The organism is Mesorhizobium sp. Root554 (assembly GCF_001427025.1).
Lineage (GTDB): Bacteria > Pseudomonadota > Alphaproteobacteria > Rhizobiales > Rhizobiaceae > Mesorhizobium.
The window spans coordinates 2,456,708-2,476,201 of sequence record NZ_LMGA01000001.1 but is presented as its reverse complement, the minus strand read 5'-3'; the positions used below and the strand labels follow the sequence as shown (position 1 = coordinate 2,476,201).

The window sequence follows — 19,494 nt, the reverse complement described above, 5'->3', positions numbered from 1 at the left end:
ATCTTGGCGCCGCCGCCGTCCCTGGTGCGCTCATTGCACGGCAAGAGCCTTCTCGATCAGCTTGTCGCCGCCCGGGACCTTCTCGGCGAACTTCTTGTAGGAGGACTGCTTGGCGATTTCGAGCCAGGCATCATAATCGGCCTTCGACATCTCGACGACTTCGACGCCCGCCTTCTTGTAGGCGTCGATCATCATCTGGTCGCCCTTGCGCACTTCCTCATTGAAAAAGGCCTCTGCCTTGTCGGCCGCCGCAAGGATCGCCTTTTGCTGTTCCCCGGTCAGCCCTTCGAAGACCTTCTTCGAAACCAGCACCGGTTCGTACATGAACCAGAGCGCGTTTTCGCCGGGAGCCGTCAGGCACTTGGCCTGCTCGAACAGCCGGTAGGAGACGAAACTCGCCGACGAGGTGTTCGCCGCATCGAGAACGCCGGTCTGCATTCCAGTGTAGATTTCGGATGAAGGCATCGACGAAATCGATGCGCCCGCTGCGACCAGCATCTCCTCGAAGGCCGGACCAGCCGCGCGGATCACCTGGCCCTTGATCGTATCGGGCGAAGTAATGCAGCCCTTTTTGGATGCGAATGCGCCGGAAAGCCAGGCATCGGCGATCACCATCGCGCCGGCGTCGTCGACGATCTTCTTGATGTCCTTCATGAAATCGGAATCATTAAGCCGCAGGGCACGGTCGGCGTTGCCAACGAGACCCGGCATCAGCGTCGCGGAGAATTCCGGATGCCGCCCGGAGGCGTAGTCCAGCGGGAAGGATGTCATGTCGAGCAGTCCGCGCGTGACCGCGTTCCATTGGTCGTTCGGCTTGTAAAGCGACGATCCGGGGAACACCTGAATTTCCAGATCGACATTCGCGGCCGCGACCTCGCGGGCAATGATCTGCACCATTTCGTCGCGGATATCGCCCTTGCCCCCCGGAAACTGATGCGAAGCCTTGAGAATGGTCGTTGCTGAAGCGTCCGTAACTGCAAAACCGCCGACGATCATCGCCGTGGATAGGCAAAGCGCTTGAATGAAGTGTCGCAATATTTCCTCCCTGGGTTTCGGCCCTCCAGCCGACAAGCCGGCAGTTGAGAGCCTTCTGTACGCATTGTCAATTGGATTGTATGCAATTTATGCTGTATTGCTCAACGTTACTTGCGAGAAGCGCGCAAACAAGCCATTGTCGTTGAATGAAGATCAATCAGTCGAATCGCCTGAAGGCCCAAATCGAAGAGGAAATCGCCACCGGCGCCCTGCAACCTGGGGAGCGTCTCGATGAGGCCTCACTTGCTGCACGCTTTGGTGTGTCTCGAACGCCGATCCGTGAAGCTTTGCAGCAGTTGTCGATCGCCGGCCTGATCGAGCATCGTCGTCATCGCGGTGCGGTGGTCAGCGCCCCCGATCCAAAACAATTGCTTGAAATGTTCGAATTGATGGCCGAGTTCGAAGCGATCTGCGCCCGCTCCGCCGCACGCCGGATGCTGGTTTCGGACGAGGCCGAGCTGAAGACGACGCTCGAAGCCTGTCGGCGCGCTGCCGACGCTGGCGATACGGACGCATATTATTACGAAAATGAACGGTTTCATCGTGCGATCTACATCGCCGGGGGCAATGCGTTCATCGCCGACCAGGCAATGGCGCTGCACCGACGGTTGGCGCCTTTCCGACGCCTGCAATTGCGGGTTCGCAATCGCATGAAGACGTCGCTCGGTGAGCATGAGGCCATTGTCGACGCGTTGCTCAACGGTGATGGCAATCTCTCTGCATCTCGAGCCTATGCACATGTTGCCGTACAAGGTGAGCGGTTCGGCGATCTTTTGACATCCATAAATCGCGCGGCGGCTGAGTAGTGGGCAGCATTGCTCCATTCGCTTAACTGTGTTTCGGCTTGGAACAAGGACCCCGTTTCAGGGGTGACCCGCGTCCAGAAAGGACCCCTGTAAACGCAGGGTTGTCACACTGCCTTCGGTTTTATCGGAGGCATTTGTTTTGGATGTTGTGGAGACGATTGCGAAGATGCGTCGGCTTTCGCTTGTCCAGGGATCAAGGATATCTGCCGCGAGTTGCGGATGATGCCGGCGAGATGGCTATTGCCGAAGCGATGTTTTTCCAATAGTGCGACATGGGCGCGACATTGGATGTAAATTTCCATGTTTTGCGCGGGTTAGCCGCAGATTCCTAATCTGTAGGTCACAGGTCGATTCCTGTCGGGATCACCACGCATTCGCGGCTCCAGAGCGTCCAGTGCCATGTCAATGTCGATTTTCTGGATTGCCGATGTCTCCTGAACGCCTGTCGAGCCGAACGCTTTCCACGCTGCCAGCCGACGTGGCAAAGCCGGCTTACGAGCGCGCGCTTATTCGGCCGGGCATCGTCCATCTCGGCGTCGGCGCCTTTCACCGTGCGCATCAGGCCGTCTATGTCGACGATTGCCTGGCCGCCGGCGAAACGGACTGGGGCATTGTCGGCGCGTCGCTGCGCAGCGCTGACACACGCGATGCGCTCGGCCCGCAGGACGGGCTTTACACACTGGCGGTTCGCGACGGAGAGGGGGAGCGGCTGCGGGTCGTCGGATCGATCCTGTCCTTGCTTGTGGCGCCTGAGAACCCCGAGGCATTGCTGGCCGTCCTTACCGATCCCGGCGTTCGCATCGTCACGCTGACGATCACCGAAAAAGCCTATCTGCGGGCGGCCGGTGGCGGGCTGGACATGACACATCCCGATATCGTCCACGACCTTGCCAATCCTGGTGCGCCGAGAACTGCGCACGGATTTCTCGCCGAGGCGCTGGCGCGGCGGCGGAAAGCGGGCATACCGCCCCTTACTGTGCTGAGTTGCGACAATCTTCCTGCCAATGGTGAGACGTTGCACGCACTGCTGAGCGAGTTCGCCAGCCTGAGGGACGCCGGTCTGGCGCGCCATATTGCAGAAGATGTCGCGTTTCCATCCAGCATGATCGACCGCATCGTGCCGGCGACGACCGAAACGGACAGGGCGCGGCTTTCTTCGCTGCTTGGCGTGGAAGACGCATGGCCGGTGATGACCGAGCCCTTCTGCCAATGGGTGGTCGAGGATCGGTTCCCGCAGGGCCGGCCGGCCTGGGAACGGTTCGGCGCCACCATGGTCGCGGATGTGCGCGCCTACGAGGATATGAAACTCAGGCTGCTCAACGGGTCGCATTCGGCCATCGCCTATCTCGGCCTGCTCAGCGGGCATGAAACGGTCGACCGCGCCTTCGCCGATCCGCATATCAGGGCCTTCGTCGATGGGCTTTGGGCGGAAGCCATTCCGACGCTGCCGGCCGGGCTCGATACGGAGGGCTATACGCGGCAGCTGGCGCGCCGCTATGCCAATCCGGCGCTCGCCCACCGCACGGCGCAGATTGCCAATGACGGCAGCCAGAAGCTGCCGCAGCGTATTCTAGGCTCGGCGCTGGACACGCTTGAGGCAGGCGCATCGCCGGATCACCTCATGCTCGCCGTCGCCGCCTGGATCACCGCCTGCGAGATGCGCGGAGGGACACTGCGCGGCCAATTCACCGACCCTCTCGACGAACCGCTTTCAGCCCTTGCCGGACGGCATCTGCCTGCGACAGAGATGGCTCGGGCCGTTTTCGACCTTGCAGGTTTTGCCAGGGACCGGGCCGGGCGGGACAGACTCATCGAATTGACCGCGGCGCATCTCGACAGGCTGCGGCGCGACGGACCAACGGCCGTCCTGGCCGTCCTGGCTGAAAAGGGGAGGGTTGCATGAGACAGACCTGGCGCTGGTTCGGGCCGGACGATCCGGTAACGCTGGCGCATGTGCGGCAGGCCGGCGCTGTCGGCGTCGTCAGCGCGCTGCATCACCTCAATGACGGGCGCGCCTGGCCGGCGGATGAACTCGCCCGGCGCAAGGGGGAGATCGAAGCGGCGGGGCTGACCTGGGATGTGGTCGAAAGCATCGTCGTGCATGAGAATGTCAAGTCCCGTACGGGCAATTTCCGCGAGCTGATCGACAAGTACAAAGCCTCGATCCGCGCGGTGGGGGCGGCCGGTATCCGCATTGTCTGCTATAATTTCATGCCGATCACCGACTGGACGCGGACGGACCTTTTCTATCCGATGGCCCATGGCGGCACGGCGCTGCGTTTCGACATGATCGATTTCTGCGCCTATGATGTGCTGATCCTCGAAAGACCGGGCGCCGAGGCCGACCATCCGGCTGAGCGCATCGAAGCGGCGCGAAAGCGGCTTGCCGCGATGAGCGAGAGCGACAAGGCGAAGCTGGAACAGAACCTCATAGGCTGGGTGCCGGCGCGGGAATTTGTCTTCGACCGCGCCAGCTTCCGCAGGACGCTCGACCAGTATCGCGACATCACGGCCGACGGCTTGCACGAAAATCTCGCCGCTTTCCTGCGCGAAATCGTGCCGGTGGCGGAGGAGGCGGGCGTCAAGATGGCGATCCATGCCGACGATCCTCCCTTTTCGCTGTTCGGCCTGCCGCGCATCGTCTCCGGCGCGGACGGCGCGCGACGGCTGCTGGCTGCCTGTCCGTCACCATCCAATGGGCTGACCTTCTGCACCGGCTCCTACGGGGCGGGGCGCGGCAACGATCTGGTCGCCATGGCGAAGGAGTTCGCCAGCGACATCCATTTCGTTCACCTGCGCAACGTCACCAAGGAACCGGACGGCTCTTTCCACGAAGCCGAACATCTCGACGGCGATACCGACATGGTTGCGGTGGTCTCGGTGCTGATTGCCGAGGAGCGGCGGCGCAAGGCGGCGGGCCGCACCGACTGGGAGCTGCCGATGCGGCCCGACCACGGCCACGCGCTGACCGACGATGTCGGCGGCGGCCGAAGCCCAGGCTATACCTGGATCGGCCGGCTCAAAGGTCTGGCGGAACTGCGCGGCGTGATGCGGGCGGTGGAGGCGTTGAGTTGAACGAGTTGGGCGACGTCCCCTGCACACGGTGACAACGCGTCCATTGTGGGCGTCGCTTACAAAAGAGCCGGGCAGATGCCCGGCTTTTTGCATTCGATAGGGAGCTTGCCGGAAATGCTTACGCCGGCAGGATCGCGCCTTCCAGCGTGGTGAGCTGGTCGAGGAATTGCTCGGCCTTGGTGCGGTGTTCGTCGGACTTGGCGTCGGCTGCGTCTTCCCGCGCCTCCTGGATGCGGCGGGCGATGTCGGCGCGGTCGATGTCCTTCACCGCGACGGCGGATTCAGCCAGCAGCGTGCAGCCCGAAGGCAGGATGTCGGCGAAGCCGCCGAACACGACATAGCGTTCTTCCTGGCCGCCGACGGCCTTCACGGTCACGACGCCGGGCTTGATCGTGGTCATCACCGGCGCATGGTTGGCCATGACGGTCATCTCGCCCTCGGCGCCCGGAATGACGACCGACTCGACCTGCTCGGAGACGAGCAGGCGTTCGGGGGAGACGAGTTCGAATTGGAAAGCTTCAGCCATGTTTTTCAGGCAGTCGGCAGTGGGCAGTCGGCAATCGCACAATGCATCTCCGAACCCCGTTTCTACCCGACTGCCTACTCCCTATTGCCGATTGCCGTTGTTACGCCGCTTCCGCGGCCAGCTTCTGCGCCTTTTCGACCGCTTCCTCAATGGTGCCGACCATGTAGAAGGCGGCCTCGGGGAGGTGGTCGTATTCGCCGGCGACAAGGCCCTTGAAGCCCTTGATGGTGTCGGCGAGGTCGACGAGCTTGCCCGGCGCGCCGGTAAAGACTTCGGCGACGAAGAAGGGCTGCGACAGGAAGCGCTCGACCTTGCGGGCGCGTGCGACCGTCAGCTTGTCCTCTTCCGAAAGCTCGTCCATGCCGAGGATGGCGATGATGTCCTGCAGCGACTTGTAGCGCTGAAGGGTCTGCTGCACCTGGCGGGCGACCTGGTAGTGCTCTTCGCCGACGACCATCGGGTCGAGCATGCGCGAGGTGGAGTCGAGCGGATCGACTGCCGGGTAGATGCCCTTTTCGGCGATGGCGCGGTTGAGCGTCGTCGTCGCGTCCAAATGGGCGAAGGACGTCGCCGGCGCCGGGTCAGTCAAGTCGTCGGCGGGCACGTAGATGGCCTGCACCGAGGTGATCGAACCCTTGGTGGTGGTGGTGATGCGCTCCTGCAACTGGCCCATGTCGGTGGCCAGTGTCGGCTGATAGCCCACAGCCGAAGGAATGCGGCCGAGCAGCGCCGACACTTCCGAACCCGCCTGGGTGAAGCGGAAGATGTTGTCGACGAAGAACAGCACGTCCTGGCCCTGATCGCGGAAGTATTCGGCGACCGTCAGGCCGGTGAGGCCGACGCGGGCGCGGGCGCCCGGAGGCTCGTTCATCTGGCCATAGACGAGCGCGGCCTTGGAACCTTCGCCGCCGCCCTTCTTGTTGACGCCGGATTCGATGAACTCGTGATAAAGGTCGTTGCCCTCGCGGGTGCGCTCGCCGACGCCAGCGAATACCGAGTAACCACCATGCGCCTTGGCGATGTTGTTGATCAGTTCCTGGATCAGCACGGTCTTGCCGACGCCGGCGCCGCCGAACAGGCCGATCTTGCCGCCCTTGGCGTAAGGAGCCAGCAGGTCGAGGACCTTGATGCCGGTGATCAGGATCTGCGCTTCCGTCGACTGCTCGACATAGGTCGGGGCCGGCTGGTGGATGGAACGGCTCTCGGTCGCATCGACCGGGCCTTCCTCATCGACCGGCTCGCCGATGACGTTGATGATGCGGCCGAGCATGCCAGGGCCGACCGGAACGGTGATGGGAGCGCCGGTGTCATAGACGGCCTGACCGCGCACGAGGCCTTCGGTGGAATCCATGGCGATGCAGCGCACGGTGTTTTCACCGAGATGCTGGGCGACTTCCAGAACCAGCCGGTTGCCGACGTTCTCGGTTTCGATCGCGTTCAAAATGGCCGGCAGATGGCCGTCGAACTGCACGTCGACAACGGCGCCGATGACCTGGCGGACCTTGCCGGCGGCTCCCGTCGCCTTTACGCGCGTCGCCGAACCGCTCTTTGCCGCCACGGCCTTGGCCGGAGCCGCGGCCTTCTTGGCCGGCGCGGCCTTAGCCGGCGCGGCTGCCTTGGCGGGGGCCTTGACGGCCATCTTCACAGGTGCTGCCGCCTTGGCCGGTGCTGCCGCTTTTGGGGTCGCTGCTTTCGCCATCGTCCTTACCCTTTTCTCGTCCTTTGTTTCTCACATGAGGCGCGGGCCAAGCGGCGCCGCTTCATCATGCTAGAGCGCTTCGGCGCCCGAAATGATTTCGATCAGTTCCTTGGTGATCTGCGCCTGCCGCTGGCGGTTGTAGGTGATCGACAGCTTGTTGATCATGTCGCCGGCGTTGCGCGTCGCATTGTCCATGGCGCTCATCTTGGCGCCCATTTCGCCCGCCGCGTTTTCCAGCAAGGCGCGGAAGATCTGCACCGAGATGTTGCGCGGGATGAGATCGGAGAGGATTTCGCCCGGCTCCGGCTCATATTCATAGACGGCGCTGTCGCTGGCGACTTCGCCATTCGCAGCCGGCACTGCCGCCGGGATGATCTGCTGCGCGGTCGGGATCTGGCTGATCACCGATTTGAACTGCGAGTAGATCAGTGTGCAGACGTCGAAAGCGCCTTCGTTGAAGAGGTGGATCACCTTGCGCGCGATGGCGTCGGCGTTGACGAAGCCGAGCGTCTTCACTTCACGCAGATCGACGCGGTCGATGATCAGCGAGGCATAGTCGCGCCTAAGGATGTCATAGCCCTTCTTGCCGACGCAGAGGATTTTCACCTGCTTGCCGTCCGCCAGAAGCCGGCGGGCCTGCTCGCGGGCTAGGCGGGCGATCTGCGAATTGAAACCGCCGCACAGACCTCGTTCGGCCGTGCAGACGACGAGCAGATGGGTGTCGTCCTTGCCGGTGCCGGTCATCAGCGCCGGCGCATCGCCGCCGCCGCCAACCGCCTGGGTGATGTTGGCGAGAACCGCGCCCATGCGTTGGGAATAAGGCCTTGCCGCTTCCGCCGCTTCCTGCGCGCGGCGCAGCTTCGCCGCGGCGACCATCTGCATCGCCTTGGTGATTTTCTGCGTCGCCTTGACCGAGGCGATACGGTTACGAAGGTCTTTTAACGAAGGCATGCTTCAAACCCGATTGCGTCTTTCGTCCGTTTCGCCGTCAAATCAGGCGAAGGTCCTGGCGTAGGCGTCGATCTCGGCCTTGAGCTTGCCGCGCAGATCGTCCGACAGCGCCTTTTCCTTGCGGATGGCGTCGAGGATTTCCTTGCCGGCGGAGCGCATATGCGACAGCAGGCCCTGTTCGAACTTGCCGACCTGCGCAACCGGCAGCTTGTCGAGGTAGCCATTGACGCCGGCGAAGATGACGGCAACCTGTTCCTCGGTCTTGAGCGGCGAGAACTGCGGCTGCTTGAGCAGCTCCGTCAGGCGGGCGCCACGGTTCAGCAGGCGCTGCGTCGCGGCGTCCAGATCGGAACCGAACTGCGCGAAGGCGGCCATCTCGCGGTACTGGGCGAGCTCGCCCTTGATCGAGCCGGCAACCTGCTTCATCGCCTTGACCTGAGCGGCCGAGCCGACGCGGGAAACCGAGAGACCGACGTTCACGGCCGGGCGGATGCCCTGGAAGAACAGGTTGGTCTCGAGGAAGATCTGCCCGTCGGTGATCGAAATCACGTTGGTCGGGATATAGGCCGACACGTCGTTGGCCTGCGTCTCGATGATCGGCAGGGCAGTCAGCGAGCCGCCGCCCAAATCGTCGTTCAGCTTGGCGGCGCGCTCCAGCAGGCGGGAGTGCAGGTAGAACACGTCGCCCGGATAGGCTTCGCGGCCCGGCGGGCGGCGCAGCAGCAGCGACATCTGGCGATAGGCGACGGCCTGCTTCGACAGATCGTCATAGCTGATCAGCGCGTGCATGCCGTTGTCGCGGAAATATTCGCCCATGGTGCAGGCGGTGAACGGCGCCAGGAACTGCATCGGCGCAGGATCGGAAGCGGTGGCGGCGATGATGATCGAATATTCCAGGGCGCCGCGCTCTTCCAGCACCTTGACGAACTGCGCGACGGTCGAGCGCTTCTGGCCGACGGCGACGTAGACGCAGTAAAGCTTTTCCTTCTCGGGACCGTTGTCGTGGACCGACTTCTGGTTGAGCATGGTGTCGAGGATGATGGCGGTCTTGCCGGTCTGACGATCGCCGATGACCAGCTCGCGCTGGCCGCGGCCGACCGGGATCAGCGCATCAATGGCCTTGAGGCCGGTCGACATCGGCTCGTTGACCGACTTGCGCGGAATGATGCCGGGCGCCTTGACGTCGACGCGCATGCGCTTCTCGGCCTTGATAGGGCCCTTGCCGTCGATCGGATTGCCGAGCGCGTCGACGACGCGGCCGAGCAGGCCCATGCCGACGGGGGCATCGACGATAGCGCCGGTGCGCTTGACGGTGTCGCCTTCCTTGATGTCGCGGTCGTTGCCGAAGATGACGACGCCGACATTGTCGCTTTCAAGGTTCAGCGCCATGCCGCGGATGCCGCCGGGGAACTCGACCATCTCGCCGGCCTGGACGTTGTCGAGGCCGTAGACACGGGCGATGCCGTCACCGACGGACAGCACCTGGCCGACTTCGGAGACTTCAGCCTCCTTGCCGAAATTCTTGATCTGGTCCTTGAGAATTGCGGAAATTTCCGCGGCGCGGATGTCCATCAGCCGACCTCTTTCAGTGCAAGCTTGAGCGAATTGAGTTTGGTTTTGAGCGACGTATCGATCTGGCGCGAGCCCATCTTCACCACCAGGCCACCCAACAGGGATGGATCGACGGTGACAGCAATCGCCACATCCTTGCCGGCCACTTTCTTGAGTGTGGCCTTCAGCTCGGTTTCCTGCGCCGGCGTCAGCGCGTGGGCGGAAGTCACCTCGGCGGCGGCCTCGCCGCGATGCTCGGCGGCGATCCTGCGGAAAGCCCGGATCATGGCAGGCACGGCGAAAAGGCGGCGGTTGGCGGCGACCACTTTGAGGAAGTTACCGGCCAGCCCGGCGATCTTTGCCCTGGTGACGATGGCGGCGATTGCCCTGGCCTGATCCTCGGCGGCAAACACCGGGCTCTTGATCAGGCGCTGGAGATCTTCGCTGCCATCGAGCAGCGCCTCGAATCGGCCGAGATCGGCCTCGACCCTGGCGATCGAATTTTCCTGCCGGGCAAGCTCGAACAGCGAGCTGGCATAGCGTTCTGCGACACCGGAAACTGGTGAGGAGGACTGGGCCACGGACCGTCTTTTCTCTTGTCTGACAGGCCGCAGATTGTTGGCGCGAGTACGAACTCTGGCTAAATCTTTGACCTTGCTGCTTTTTTCCAAGCACGGGAGAGCGGCTTCCGCTACCCCGGCCGAAAGTCGATTGCCGTCTAGCACAGCCCTTTTAGGACCGCAATGCATCGGCGGGAATGGTTTTCAGGCACTATTGTCGCATGCCGCGTGCGGAGGTCGACCGATCCGCGGCGATTCAGGGCAAAAAGCCGAAGACGAATGCGAGGGGCAGGGCGGCCAGCACCAGTTCCAGAACAAGGGCGGTCCAATTGTAAGGCGTGTTGGCGCCGTCGGACATCATGGACAGCAGGCGGCCGAAGGCGGTGAAGGCCCATGAGAAACCCAGCGCCATATAGAGCCAGGGCTGGGCAAGCAGGATGCAGCAGAGGCTGACGCCGAGATAGAAGCCGGACATCCTTGCCCGGCCTTCGGCAATCGCTTGCGGCTTTCCTTCTTTGGGCTGCAGCCGGAGCAGCCTAAAGCCGATGCCGGGTGCGAGAAAAAGCAGCAGTCCCAACGCCAGCGTGAACACAGCGCTTGACCAGGCCAGCCATTCGCCCTGGCTCATCGGCCACGGAAAGGAAAATTCCATCGCGGTCCCCTCAACTGCGCTTGCGGAATTGAAGGACCGCGAGCGCGGAAGTCAAGCGCGGCGGCGATGCAATCGAGACTTTGCCTGGAATTCGCCTGACCAGCTTTTCGGACCCGCTTTGCCCTTGCCTGCCGGGGCTTTTTCGGGCGCAAGCAAGCCGGTTCCCACGGCACGCCCAGCAACCGGCGGGGTCGCAGGAACATACAATATCGTTCAAATTTCTCATGAGAATCCGACCGGAAGCCGTCAATTACGATTAAAATAAATAGAACGAAAATTTTCCTTTCATTTTCACATCGGCAAGTATTTTGATGTTTTTATTGCCGCGAGTGACATTTTCTCTTGAAAAGAATTCGATTGTAATCTATTTGTAAGTCTGTTGATTTGGCCGAATTGGCTTCGCGGTGTCAGAGACCTACGACCCGCCATCACCACCAAATTCTCGAAGCACATGCTGCGCCTTTCCGGAGCGGCATGCCGCTCCGTTCGAACCTTGCATCATCATCGGCGCTGAGCACGGATGTACTGCCAGCGCGGGGATGACGCGGTGTTCGGACAGGACGGCACGGGAGCGCTGAGTGGGATCCCGCGGAGACCGCAACCATGACAAGCCGTTCCACGCAAAAGATCGTCCATTTTTCCTCGCCCTTCGCGCTGGACGGCTTCGACGCGCTGCAGCCAGCGGGAGACTACGTTGTCAACCAGGACGAGGAGCTTCTGGAAGGCGCGTCGCATCTTGCCTGGCGACGCGTTGCCACATTCATTCATCTGCCGGCGATTGCCGCGAACAGCCTGACCCGGCACATAGCGCCCGTCGATCCGGCTGTTCTCGAAAACGCCCTGCAAAAGGACCAGGAACAACCATGATCGCCACGACCACCATGCTAAGCAATCTCCGTCCTGTCCGGCGCGAAGCCGCCGTGCATCTTTTCGCCATCGGCCAAGTCGTGCGGCTGCGTGGCGGTCTTGGAATGCCCAGTGCGGGCGCGGACATCTTCCACATTACGGGCACACTGCCGCCGCGTGGCGGTTCGCTTCAATATCGAATCCGCAGCGACGAAGAACGTCACGAGCGGGTGACGACGCAAGACAATCTCGAGCTGGTGGCGATGCCACTTGCCGGTGAAGATTCAACCCTCATCGAAAGGACGTTCGGCAATGGCCAAGGGACAGAAACACAGCAATCGGGAAATTCGCAAGCCGAAGCAGGAAAAAGCGCCGCCGAAAGCTGAAACTGCATTCGGCAGTCAAGTCAAACTGACCTCGGGAGCTACCGCGCCGCGTGGGAAGAGCAAGACCTGACATTTGCCTTTGAGACTGCGGAGCGCCCATCAGAGCGTCTTGGCGATCCACGGGCGCAGCGAGCGTCAACATGCTGCCGACATCAATCTGACGCAACCAGGACACAGAACGGGCACGGCCATGACACTCAGCTTTCCCAATCCCAGCCGCAGTTTCGACGAGACCAGAAACGCGGTGCGCTTTACGGGTCATGACGGTATGTTCGAGGTGCGTTTCCTCGTCGAGGCTGCCGCGCTTGGGTTTAGCGGGGCGCGAGGCGATGCCGACATGGCCGAAGCGCGCTGTCTTTCCGCTTTCGATGCCGCGCGAGGCTCTATCCACAAGGCAGCGATGAAAGCCTATGCAAATGGCCGTCAAAGCCCTGCCTACATGCTCACAGCTGCCGATCTTCGCGGGTAGCCTTTTCCCACGCGGCGTATCCGCATGACCGGGATCAGCCTAACATAAACGCCACCGCCGCTTCGGCGTGGATGCGGGTGGTATCGAAAACCGGCATATCGAAATCGCGCTGGCCGATCAGCATGGTGATCTCGGTGCAGCCCATGATGACGCCGTCGATGTTGTCGTTCAGCCACATGCGCTTGATTTCGGCGATATAGGCCTCCTTCGAGGCCTCGATGACCAGACCCTGGCAAAGCTCGTCATAGATGATCTTGTGGACGATCTCGCGCCCGGCTTCGTCCGGCACGACCGGCTCCAAACCGTAGCGCTCGGCCAGGCGGCCCTTGTAGAAATCCTGCTCCATGGTGAAGCGGGTGGCCAGCAGGGCCGGGCGCTTGACGCCGGCCTTCTTCACCGCCTCGCCGGTGGCGTCGGCGATATGGACGATGGGAATCGAGATCGCTGCCTGTACCTCGTCTGCCAGCTTGTGCATGGTGTTGGTGCAGATGATGAGGCCTTCAGCGCCTGCCATCTCCAGTTTGCGCGCCGCTTCGACCAGAAGGGCGGCAGCGCCCTTCCAGTCGCCCTCGTGCTGGCGTTCGGCGATCTCGGCGAAGTCAAAGGAATGCAGCAGCAACTGTGCTGAATGCAGCCCGCCCAAGCGGTCGCGGACAATCTCGTTGAGCAGGCGGTAATAGATGGCAGTCGATTCCCAGCTCATGCCGCCAAGCAGGCCAATCGTTTTCATCGCGAATTCCTCATGGCCGAACTTCTCACAGAAAGCTTTGCGGATCGATATCCACCTGCACGCGCACGGAGCCGCGCATCTTCGGTCCCTGCGCCAGCATGGCGCGCAGGAAGCCTTGCATATCGGCGCGGCGCTCGCCCTGCACAAGCAGGCGGAAGCGATGACGGCCCCCAAGCAGCGACAGAGGCGCCTCGGCTGGTCCCAGCACGAAAATATCCGGAGCCTCGGGCGCTGCGCGGCGCAGGCCGCGGGCATGACCTTCCGCCTCCGCCCTCGTCGCGGCGCTGACGATGACGCCGGCAAGGCGGCCGAAGGGCGGCAGGGCGGCGCGTTCGCGTTCGGCGATCTCGCGCTCGTAGAAACTCTCGGCATCGCCCGATACGATCGCCCGCATGACCGGATGATCAGGCTGGAAGGTCTGCAGCAGGCCGACGCTTTTCTTGCCGGTGCGGCCGGCGCGTCCTGTCACCTGCGATAGAAGCTGGAAGGTTCGTTCGGCGGCGCGCGGATCGCCATTGGCAAGACCGAGATCGGCGTCGACCACGCCGACCAGCGTCATGTTGGGAAAATTGTGGCCCTTGGCGACAAGCTGGGTGCCGATGACGATATCGGCCTCACCCTGGGCGATGGCTTCCAGTTCCAGCCGCAGGCGGCGCACGCCGCCCATCAGGTCGGACGACAACACGATGGTGCGAGCCTCCGGAAAATGCTCGACGACCTCTTCGGCGATGCGCTCGACGCCTGGACCGCAGGCGACCAGATGATCGAACGTGCCGCACTCGGGGCAGGCTTCCGGGCGCTTTTCCGAATGGCCGCAATGATGGCAAATCAGTTGTCCGCGAAAGCGGTGCTCGACCAGCCAGGCAGAGCAGACGGGGCAGCCGAAACGGTGGCCGCAGACCCGGCACAGCGTCAGCGGCGCATAGCCGCGCCGGTTGAGGAACAGCAGTGACTGCTCGCCTCTTTCCAGCGTCTGGCGCATTTGCGCCAGCAGCAGAGGCGAGAGGAAGCCGCCCTTTGCCGGCGGCGCGCGGCGCATGTCGATGGTCTTGAGCGCGGGAAGCGCCGCCTCGGCGAAGCGGCCGGAAAGGACGGCGCGCGCGTAGCGCCCCCGCTCGGCGTTGACGCGGCTTTCGACGGATGGCGTGGCCGACGAGAGCACGGCTGGAAAGCCGCCGATACGGGCGCGGACCACGGCCATGTCGCGGGCATTGTAGAAGACGCGGTCTTCCTGCTTATAGGCGGGGTCGTGTTCCTCGTCGACGACGATCAGGCGAAGATCGCGGAACGGCAGGAACAGCGCGGACCGGGCACCGGCGACGACGCGCACGTTGCCTTCCGCCACTTGCCTCCAGACCTTTTCACGCATTCTCGGCGGCAGGTCGGAGTGCCATTCGGCGGGCTTGGCCCCGAAGCGGTCCTGGAAACGCTCCAGGAAGGCATGGGTCAGCGAGATTTCCGGCAGCAGGATCAGAACCTGTCCGCTCTTTTCCAGCGCGGCGGCGATGGCTTCGAAATAGACTTCGGTCTTGCCGGAGCCGGTGACGCCATCGAGCAGGGTGACGCCGAATTCCGCCGCTTCCACACCGGTTCGAAGGATCTCGGCCGCTTCACTTTGGTCCGGCGTCAAATCCGGCAACGCATAGCCGGGATCGGGTGCGGCGACGACTGGCCGCGGCGGGATCATCACCGTTTCGAACACGCCCTGTCCGCGCAGGCCGTCGATCACCGTGGACGAGACGCCTGCGGCGTGCGCCAGTCCGGAGCGGGTCCAGGCCATGCCGCCTTCCGCCACCTCGAGCACGCGCTGCCGCGCCGCCGTCATCCTGTCGGGTTCGGCCAAGGTACGCTGGATGCCTTCGATCCAGGGTTCCGGGTCGAAGGCCTCCGGTGCACGCAGCAACATGCGGGCGACCATACCGGGGGCGGAAAGCGTGTATTGCGCCACCCAGTCGACGAAACGGCGCATCGACGCCGAAATGGGAGGGCAGTCGAAAACGTGATCGATCGGCCGCAGCCTTTTCGAATCGAGTTCCTCGACCTTGCCATCCCAGACGATGCCCGCGACGAGGCGCGGTCCGAGCGGCACGCGCACGATCGAACCCGGCACCACCCGCATTCCGGCCGGAACCGCATAGGTGTAAGGACGTTCCGCCGGCATCGGCACCAACACGGGCGCGGCCGAAGAAAAGGGCGAATCTCGCGTCGTCATTGCGCGTGACCTTGCCCCGACTTTGGTCTAGAGCAAAGGCCGACCAGCAGCGTGCCCTGCCGGCACTTGCGAATATCCAAGGAGACCATCATGAAATTCTTCGCCGATACCGCCGACATCAAGGAAATCAAGGAACTCAACGATCTCGGCCTGCTCGATGGCGTCACCACCAATCCGTCGCTGATTTTGAAGTCGGGCGGCTCGATCACCGAGGTGACGAAGGAAATCTGCTCGGTCGTCGAGGGTCCGGTTTCGGCAGAAGTGGTGGCAACGGAATACAAGCAGATGATGCGTGAGGCCGAGGTGCTGGCCAAGATCGCTGACAATGTCTGCATCAAGGTGCCGCTGACGCTCGATGGGCTCAAGGCCTGCAAGTCGATCCGCAACGACATGAATCGCCTGGTCAATGTGACCTTGTGTTTCTCGGCCAACCAGGCGCTACTCGCCGCCAAGGCCGGTGCTTCGTTCATTTCGCCCTTTGTCGGCCGTGTCGATGACACCGGTGCGGACGGCATGGAACTGATCCAGGAAATTCGCCAGATCTACGACAACTACGATTTCGCCACCGAAATCCTCGTCGCGTCGGTCCGCACGGTCAATCATGTCAAACAGGCTGCCATGATAGGCGCCGATGTCGTCACGGCCCCGCCAGCGACGCTCAAGGCGCTGGTCAAGCACCCGCTGACCGACAAGGGCCTCGAACAGTTCCTCGCGGATTGGGCGAAGACCGGCCAGAAGATCGGGTAACGGTTTTCGGATCAGACGGACGGAGTGGCGAAGCGTTAGGAGCGCTTCGCCAGATCCTGCGCGATCTTCAGTTGCAGCAGGCTGGCCAGTTCCCGCGCGGCGCGGTTCTCGGCGTCGATCTGCGCCCGCATCGTCGCGAATTCCTGCTTCGACTTGTCGAAGGAGGACGTCAACGAGCGGCTTCCCGATCCGATGACCTTGCCGGTAGAGATTTCCACCAGCCTGTAGTTCGCCTTGAGAGTGACGGTGCCGGCGGTCGGCTCGTCGATCTCCTTGGTCACCTGGATGACGGCTGCCGATTCGACGGTCTCGACAACATCCAGATCAAGCGAATAGACCGGATTGGCAGGTTCGCCGCCGCCGCCAGTCAGACCATAGATGAGATTGTTGCGGACCTGCTGCGCGTAGCGGGAATCGACCGGCTTGACGGCAATCGACGCCAGTTCGGCGCGGGCGCCGACGGTGGAACCGGCTAACAGCGGCGCGTTCGAATAGAGTGGCCGCACGGTGCAGGCCGAAGCCAGCGCCAGCAGGCCCAACATTCCGGCCAGGGTCGCATTGCGCAAATGCCGCGCGGTCTTCGGGCGGCTCGGTTCAGACGACGACATTGACGATCCTTTGCGGGACGATCACCACCTTGCGCGGTGTCCTGCCCTCCAGCGCCTTCTCGACGAAATCCAGGGCCAGGACCGCTTTTTCGACCGCACCTTGGTCTGCGTCGCGGGCAATTGTCAAATCGCCGCGCTTCTTGCCGTTGATCTGTACAGGCAGCACGATCTCGTCGTCCACCGTCAGCGCGGGATCGAAGGCCGGCCATGCCTGCTCGCCGGCCAATCCGCGGCCGCCGAGCTCTGCCCAGCATTCCTCGGCAAGGTGCGGCATCATCGGCGCGATCAGCTGGACGAGGAACTCCAGAGCCTGCCTGACGGCGCCCTTTTGGCCGGCATCGGCCTTGCCGAGGTTGGCTGCATGGGGCGACAGCGCGTTGGTCAGTTCGTAGATGCGGGCGACCGCCTTGTTGAAGTGCAGGCGGCCGATGTCTTCACCGACGGCTTTGAGAATCCGGTGCGCCTGCCTGGAAACCGCGGCCGCATCGCCTTCAGCCGCGGCAGCGGGCTTCACCCCGGCCAGAGCAGGGGCGGCTTCCGACACAAGACGCCAGACGCGCTGGACGAAACGGTGCGCGCCCTCGACGCCGGCCTCGGTCCACAAGACGTCCCGCTCGGGCGGCGAATCCGACAGCATAAACCAGCGCGCCGTGTCGGCGCCGTAGCTGGTCATGATGTCGTCGGGATCGACGACATTTTTTTTAGCCTTCGACATCTTCTCGATGGGACCAATCTCGACCGGTGCTCCGGTTTCGAGCAGGGTCGCGCGACGCTCTCCGTTGATATCCTCGATTTTCAGCTCTCGCGGATTTACCCACCCGCTCGGTCCCTTGTAGGTCTCATGCACCACCATGCCTTGCGTGAACAGGCCCTGGAACGGCTCCTTCACTTCGTTCAGATGGCCGGTGGCGGTCATGGCGCGGGTGAAGAAACGCGAATAGAGCAGGTGCAGGATCGCGTGCTCGATACCGCCGATATACTGGTTGACCGGCAGCCAGCCACCCTTGCCATCGACGCAGGACAGCGTCGTTGGCGCGGCCTCGTTCCACGGGTCGGTGAAGCGGGCGAAATACCACGACGAATCGACGAAGGTGTCCATCGTATCGGTGTCGCGCCGCGCCGCCTTGCCGCATTTCGGGCAGTCGGCGTGTTTCCAGGTCGGATGATGGTCCAGCGGGTTGCCCGGCTTGTCGAAGGTCACGTCGTCGGGCAGCCGGACCGGCAGGTCGGCATCCGGCACGGGGACCGCGCCGCAATCGTCGCAGTGAATCACCGGGATCGGACAGCCCCAGTAGCGCTGGCGCGAGATCAGCCAGTCGCGCAGGCGAAACTGCACCTTGCGCTCGGCCTGCGGGCGGTTGCCGATGCTGATGCCGGACAGCCGCGTGGCGACCTCCTCGAACGCGGCCTTCGGCTTCATGCCGTCGAGGAAGCGCGAATTGAACATCACGCCGTCGTCGGTATAGGCCTCGTCGGTGACCTGGAAGGTCGCGGCGTCCGCGCCTTCCGGCATGACGACCGGAACGACCGGCAAGCCGTATTTGTTGGCGAAGTCGAGGTCGCGCTGGTCGCCGGACGGGCAGCCGAAGATGGCGCCGGTGCCATAGTCCATCAGCACGAAATTGGCGACATAGACGGGCAGCGTCCAGCTCGGGTCGAAGGGATGCACGACGCGCAGGCCGGTGTCGAAGCCGCGTTTCTCGGCGGTTTCCAGTTCGGCCGCCGAGGTGCCGCGCCGGCGCACGTCCTCGATGAAAGAAGCCAGCTCGGGATTTCCCTCAGCCGCCTTCCTCGCCAGCGGATGATCGGCGGCAATGGCCATGAAGGACGCGCCGAAGATGGTGTCGGGGCGTGTCGTGTAGACTTCCAGCTCGCTCTCGCCGGCGGGCGGATTGTCCAGCTTCCAGCGGATCAGCAACCCCTCCGAGCGGCCGATCCAGTTGGCCTGCATCAGCTTGACCTTCTCGGGCCAGCGGTCGAGCGTATCCAGCCCATCCAGCAAATCCTGGCTCATCGAGGTGATCTTGAAGAACCATTGCGTCAGGTCGCGCTGCTCGACAGGAGCGCCGGAGCGCCAGCCGCGCCCGTCGATGACCTGCTCGTTGGCGAGGACGGTCATGTCTTCCGGGTCCCAGTTGACCTTGGCCGACTTGCGCTCCACCAGTCCGGCGCGCCAGAAATCCAGGAACATTTTCTGCTGGTGCTTGTAGTAGCCCGGATCGCAGGTGGCGAACTCGCGCGCCCAGTCCAGCGACAGACCCATGGTCTTCAACTGGCCTCTCATGGTGGCGATGTTGGCGTAGGTCCATTCGCGCGGGTTGACCTTGTTGTCACGCGCGGCGTTTTCCGCTGGCAGCCCGAAGGCATCCCAGCCCATCGGGTGCAAGACATTGTCGCCCATGGCGCGGCGATAGCGCGCCACCACGTCGCCCATCGTGTAGTTGCGCACGTGACCCATATGGATGCGCCCCGAAGGATAGGGGAACATCTCCAGCACATAGTATTTCGGACGCGGATCGTCGTTGCGGGTTTCAAACAGCTTGGCGGCGTCCCAGGCCTTTTGCCATTTCGGTTCCGATGCGCGCGGATTATATCGTTCTGTTGCCATGAGACGTTTTTCACTTAAAACGTTGGGGAACAC

18 protein-coding genes are annotated in these 19,494 nt (G+C 62.9%); 7 read left to right on the top strand and 11 right to left on the bottom strand.

All coding sequences use genetic code 11. The features are described from left to right. Positions 1–30 precede the first annotated feature (30 nt). Positions 31–996, bottom strand: coding sequence for a TRAP transporter substrate-binding protein DctP (gene dctP, locus ASD44_RS12075; protein ID WP_056112159.1), 966 nt, complete (start codon positions 994–996; stop codon positions 31–33). A gap of 185 nt (positions 997–1,181) precedes the next feature. Between dctP and ASD44_RS12070 the strand changes: the two genes are divergently transcribed. The 3 genes from ASD44_RS12070 (at position 1,182) to uxuA (ending at position 4,916) form a co-directional block, all read left to right on the top strand. Then, a complete protein-coding gene (locus tag ASD44_RS12070) occupies positions 1,182–1,841 on the top strand; it encodes a GntR family transcriptional regulator (protein ID WP_320409836.1) in 660 nt (219 codons plus the stop codon). Between the two features lie 427 nt (positions 1,842–2,268). Beyond that, positions 2,269–3,744, top strand: a complete 1,476-nt coding sequence (locus ASD44_RS12065; protein ID WP_156459839.1) for a mannitol dehydrogenase family protein — start codon at positions 2,269–2,271, stop codon at positions 3,742–3,744. After that, positions 3,741–4,916 carry a mannonate dehydratase gene (uxuA, locus tag ASD44_RS12060; RefSeq protein ID WP_056112154.1) on the top strand — a complete coding sequence of 392 codons (1,176 nt, stop codon included), beginning with the start codon at positions 3,741–3,743 and terminating at the stop codon, positions 4,914–4,916. Before ASD44_RS12065 ends, uxuA begins: the two co-directional genes overlap by 4 nt. 118 nt (positions 4,917–5,034) lie before the next feature. Here the strand turns inward: uxuA and ASD44_RS12055 are convergent, their stop codons facing one another. From ASD44_RS12055 to ASD44_RS12030, 6 genes are all read right to left on the bottom strand, one after another. Then, a complete protein-coding gene (locus tag ASD44_RS12055; protein ID WP_056112152.1) occupies positions 5,035–5,442 on the bottom strand; it encodes a F0F1 ATP synthase subunit epsilon in 408 nt (135 codons plus the stop codon). 100 nt (positions 5,443–5,542) lie between these two features. Beyond that, positions 5,543–7,141 carry a F0F1 ATP synthase subunit beta gene (gene atpD / locus ASD44_RS12050; RefSeq protein WP_056112149.1) on the bottom strand — a complete coding sequence of 533 codons (1,599 nt, stop codon included), beginning with the start codon at positions 7,139–7,141 and terminating at the stop codon, positions 5,543–5,545. Positions 7,142–7,210: 69 nt separating this feature from the next. Further along, a complete protein-coding gene (locus tag ASD44_RS12045) occupies positions 7,211–8,092 on the bottom strand; it encodes a F0F1 ATP synthase subunit gamma (RefSeq protein WP_056112147.1) in 882 nt (293 codons plus the stop codon). A 42-nt stretch (positions 8,093–8,134) separates the two neighbouring features. Continuing rightward, positions 8,135–9,664: a F0F1 ATP synthase subunit alpha gene (atpA, locus tag ASD44_RS12040; protein ID WP_056112145.1), complete on the bottom strand. Its 1,530-nt coding sequence runs from the start codon at positions 9,662–9,664 to the stop codon at positions 8,135–8,137. Continuing rightward, positions 9,664–10,224, bottom strand: coding sequence for a F0F1 ATP synthase subunit delta (locus ASD44_RS12035; RefSeq protein ID WP_056112141.1), 561 nt, complete (start codon positions 10,222–10,224; stop codon positions 9,664–9,666). Before ASD44_RS12035 ends, atpA begins: the two co-directional genes overlap by 1 nt. A 235-nt stretch (positions 10,225–10,459) precedes the next feature. Continuing rightward, positions 10,460–10,855: a DUF4345 family protein gene (locus ASD44_RS12030; RefSeq protein ID WP_056112139.1), complete on the bottom strand. Its 396-nt coding sequence runs from the start codon at positions 10,853–10,855 to the stop codon at positions 10,460–10,462. Positions 10,856–11,458: 603 nt separating this feature from the next. Here ASD44_RS12030 and ASD44_RS12025 point away from each other — a divergent pair. From ASD44_RS12025 to ASD44_RS12015, 3 genes are all read left to right on the top strand, one after another. Continuing rightward, positions 11,459–11,722, top strand: a complete 264-nt coding sequence (locus ASD44_RS12025) for a hypothetical protein (protein WP_056112138.1) — start codon at positions 11,459–11,461, stop codon at positions 11,720–11,722. Next, the gene (locus tag ASD44_RS12020; RefSeq protein WP_056112134.1) at positions 11,719–12,087 is read left to right on the top strand and encodes a hypothetical protein; all 369 of its coding nucleotides are present in this window, start codon (positions 11,719–11,721) and stop codon (positions 12,085–12,087) included. The genes ASD44_RS12025 and ASD44_RS12020 overlap by 4 nt, the downstream gene beginning before the upstream one ends. Positions 12,088–12,277: 190 nt before the next feature. Further along, the gene (locus ASD44_RS12015) at positions 12,278–12,556 is read left to right on the top strand and encodes a DUF1488 domain-containing protein (RefSeq protein ID WP_056116015.1); all 279 of its coding nucleotides are present in this window, start codon (positions 12,278–12,280) and stop codon (positions 12,554–12,556) included. A 34-nt stretch (positions 12,557–12,590) separates the two neighbouring features. Here the strand turns inward: ASD44_RS12015 and ASD44_RS12010 are convergent, their stop codons facing one another. Together ASD44_RS12010 and ASD44_RS12005 are read right to left on the bottom strand one after the other, a co-directional pair. Next, a complete protein-coding gene (locus ASD44_RS12010) occupies positions 12,591–13,286 on the bottom strand; it encodes an aspartate/glutamate racemase family protein (protein ID WP_056112131.1) in 696 nt (231 codons plus the stop codon). 25 nt (positions 13,287–13,311) lie between these two features. After that, on the bottom strand, positions 13,312–15,498 hold the full coding sequence (locus tag ASD44_RS12005) for a primosomal protein N' (protein ID WP_056112128.1): 2,187 nt from the start codon (positions 15,496–15,498) through the stop codon (positions 13,312–13,314). Positions 15,499–15,588: 90 nt separating this feature from the next. On the opposite strand from ASD44_RS12005, the gene fsa reads away from it, so the two are divergent. Continuing rightward, positions 15,589–16,245: a fructose-6-phosphate aldolase gene (gene fsa, locus ASD44_RS12000; protein WP_056112126.1), complete on the top strand. Its 657-nt coding sequence runs from the start codon at positions 15,589–15,591 to the stop codon at positions 16,243–16,245. Between the two features lie 35 nt (positions 16,246–16,280). Here the strand turns inward: fsa and lptE are convergent, their stop codons facing one another. Together lptE and leuS are read right to left on the bottom strand one after the other, a co-directional pair. Then, on the bottom strand, positions 16,281–16,853 hold the full coding sequence (gene lptE / locus ASD44_RS11995) for an LPS assembly lipoprotein LptE (protein WP_056112124.1): 573 nt from the start codon (positions 16,851–16,853) through the stop codon (positions 16,281–16,283). After that, complete coding sequence (leuS, locus tag ASD44_RS11990; protein WP_056112121.1) at positions 16,840–19,461, bottom strand: leucine--tRNA ligase; 2,622 nt, start codon at positions 19,459–19,461, stop codon at positions 16,840–16,842. Before leuS ends, lptE begins: the two co-directional genes overlap by 14 nt. Positions 19,462–19,494 lie beyond the last annotated feature (33 nt).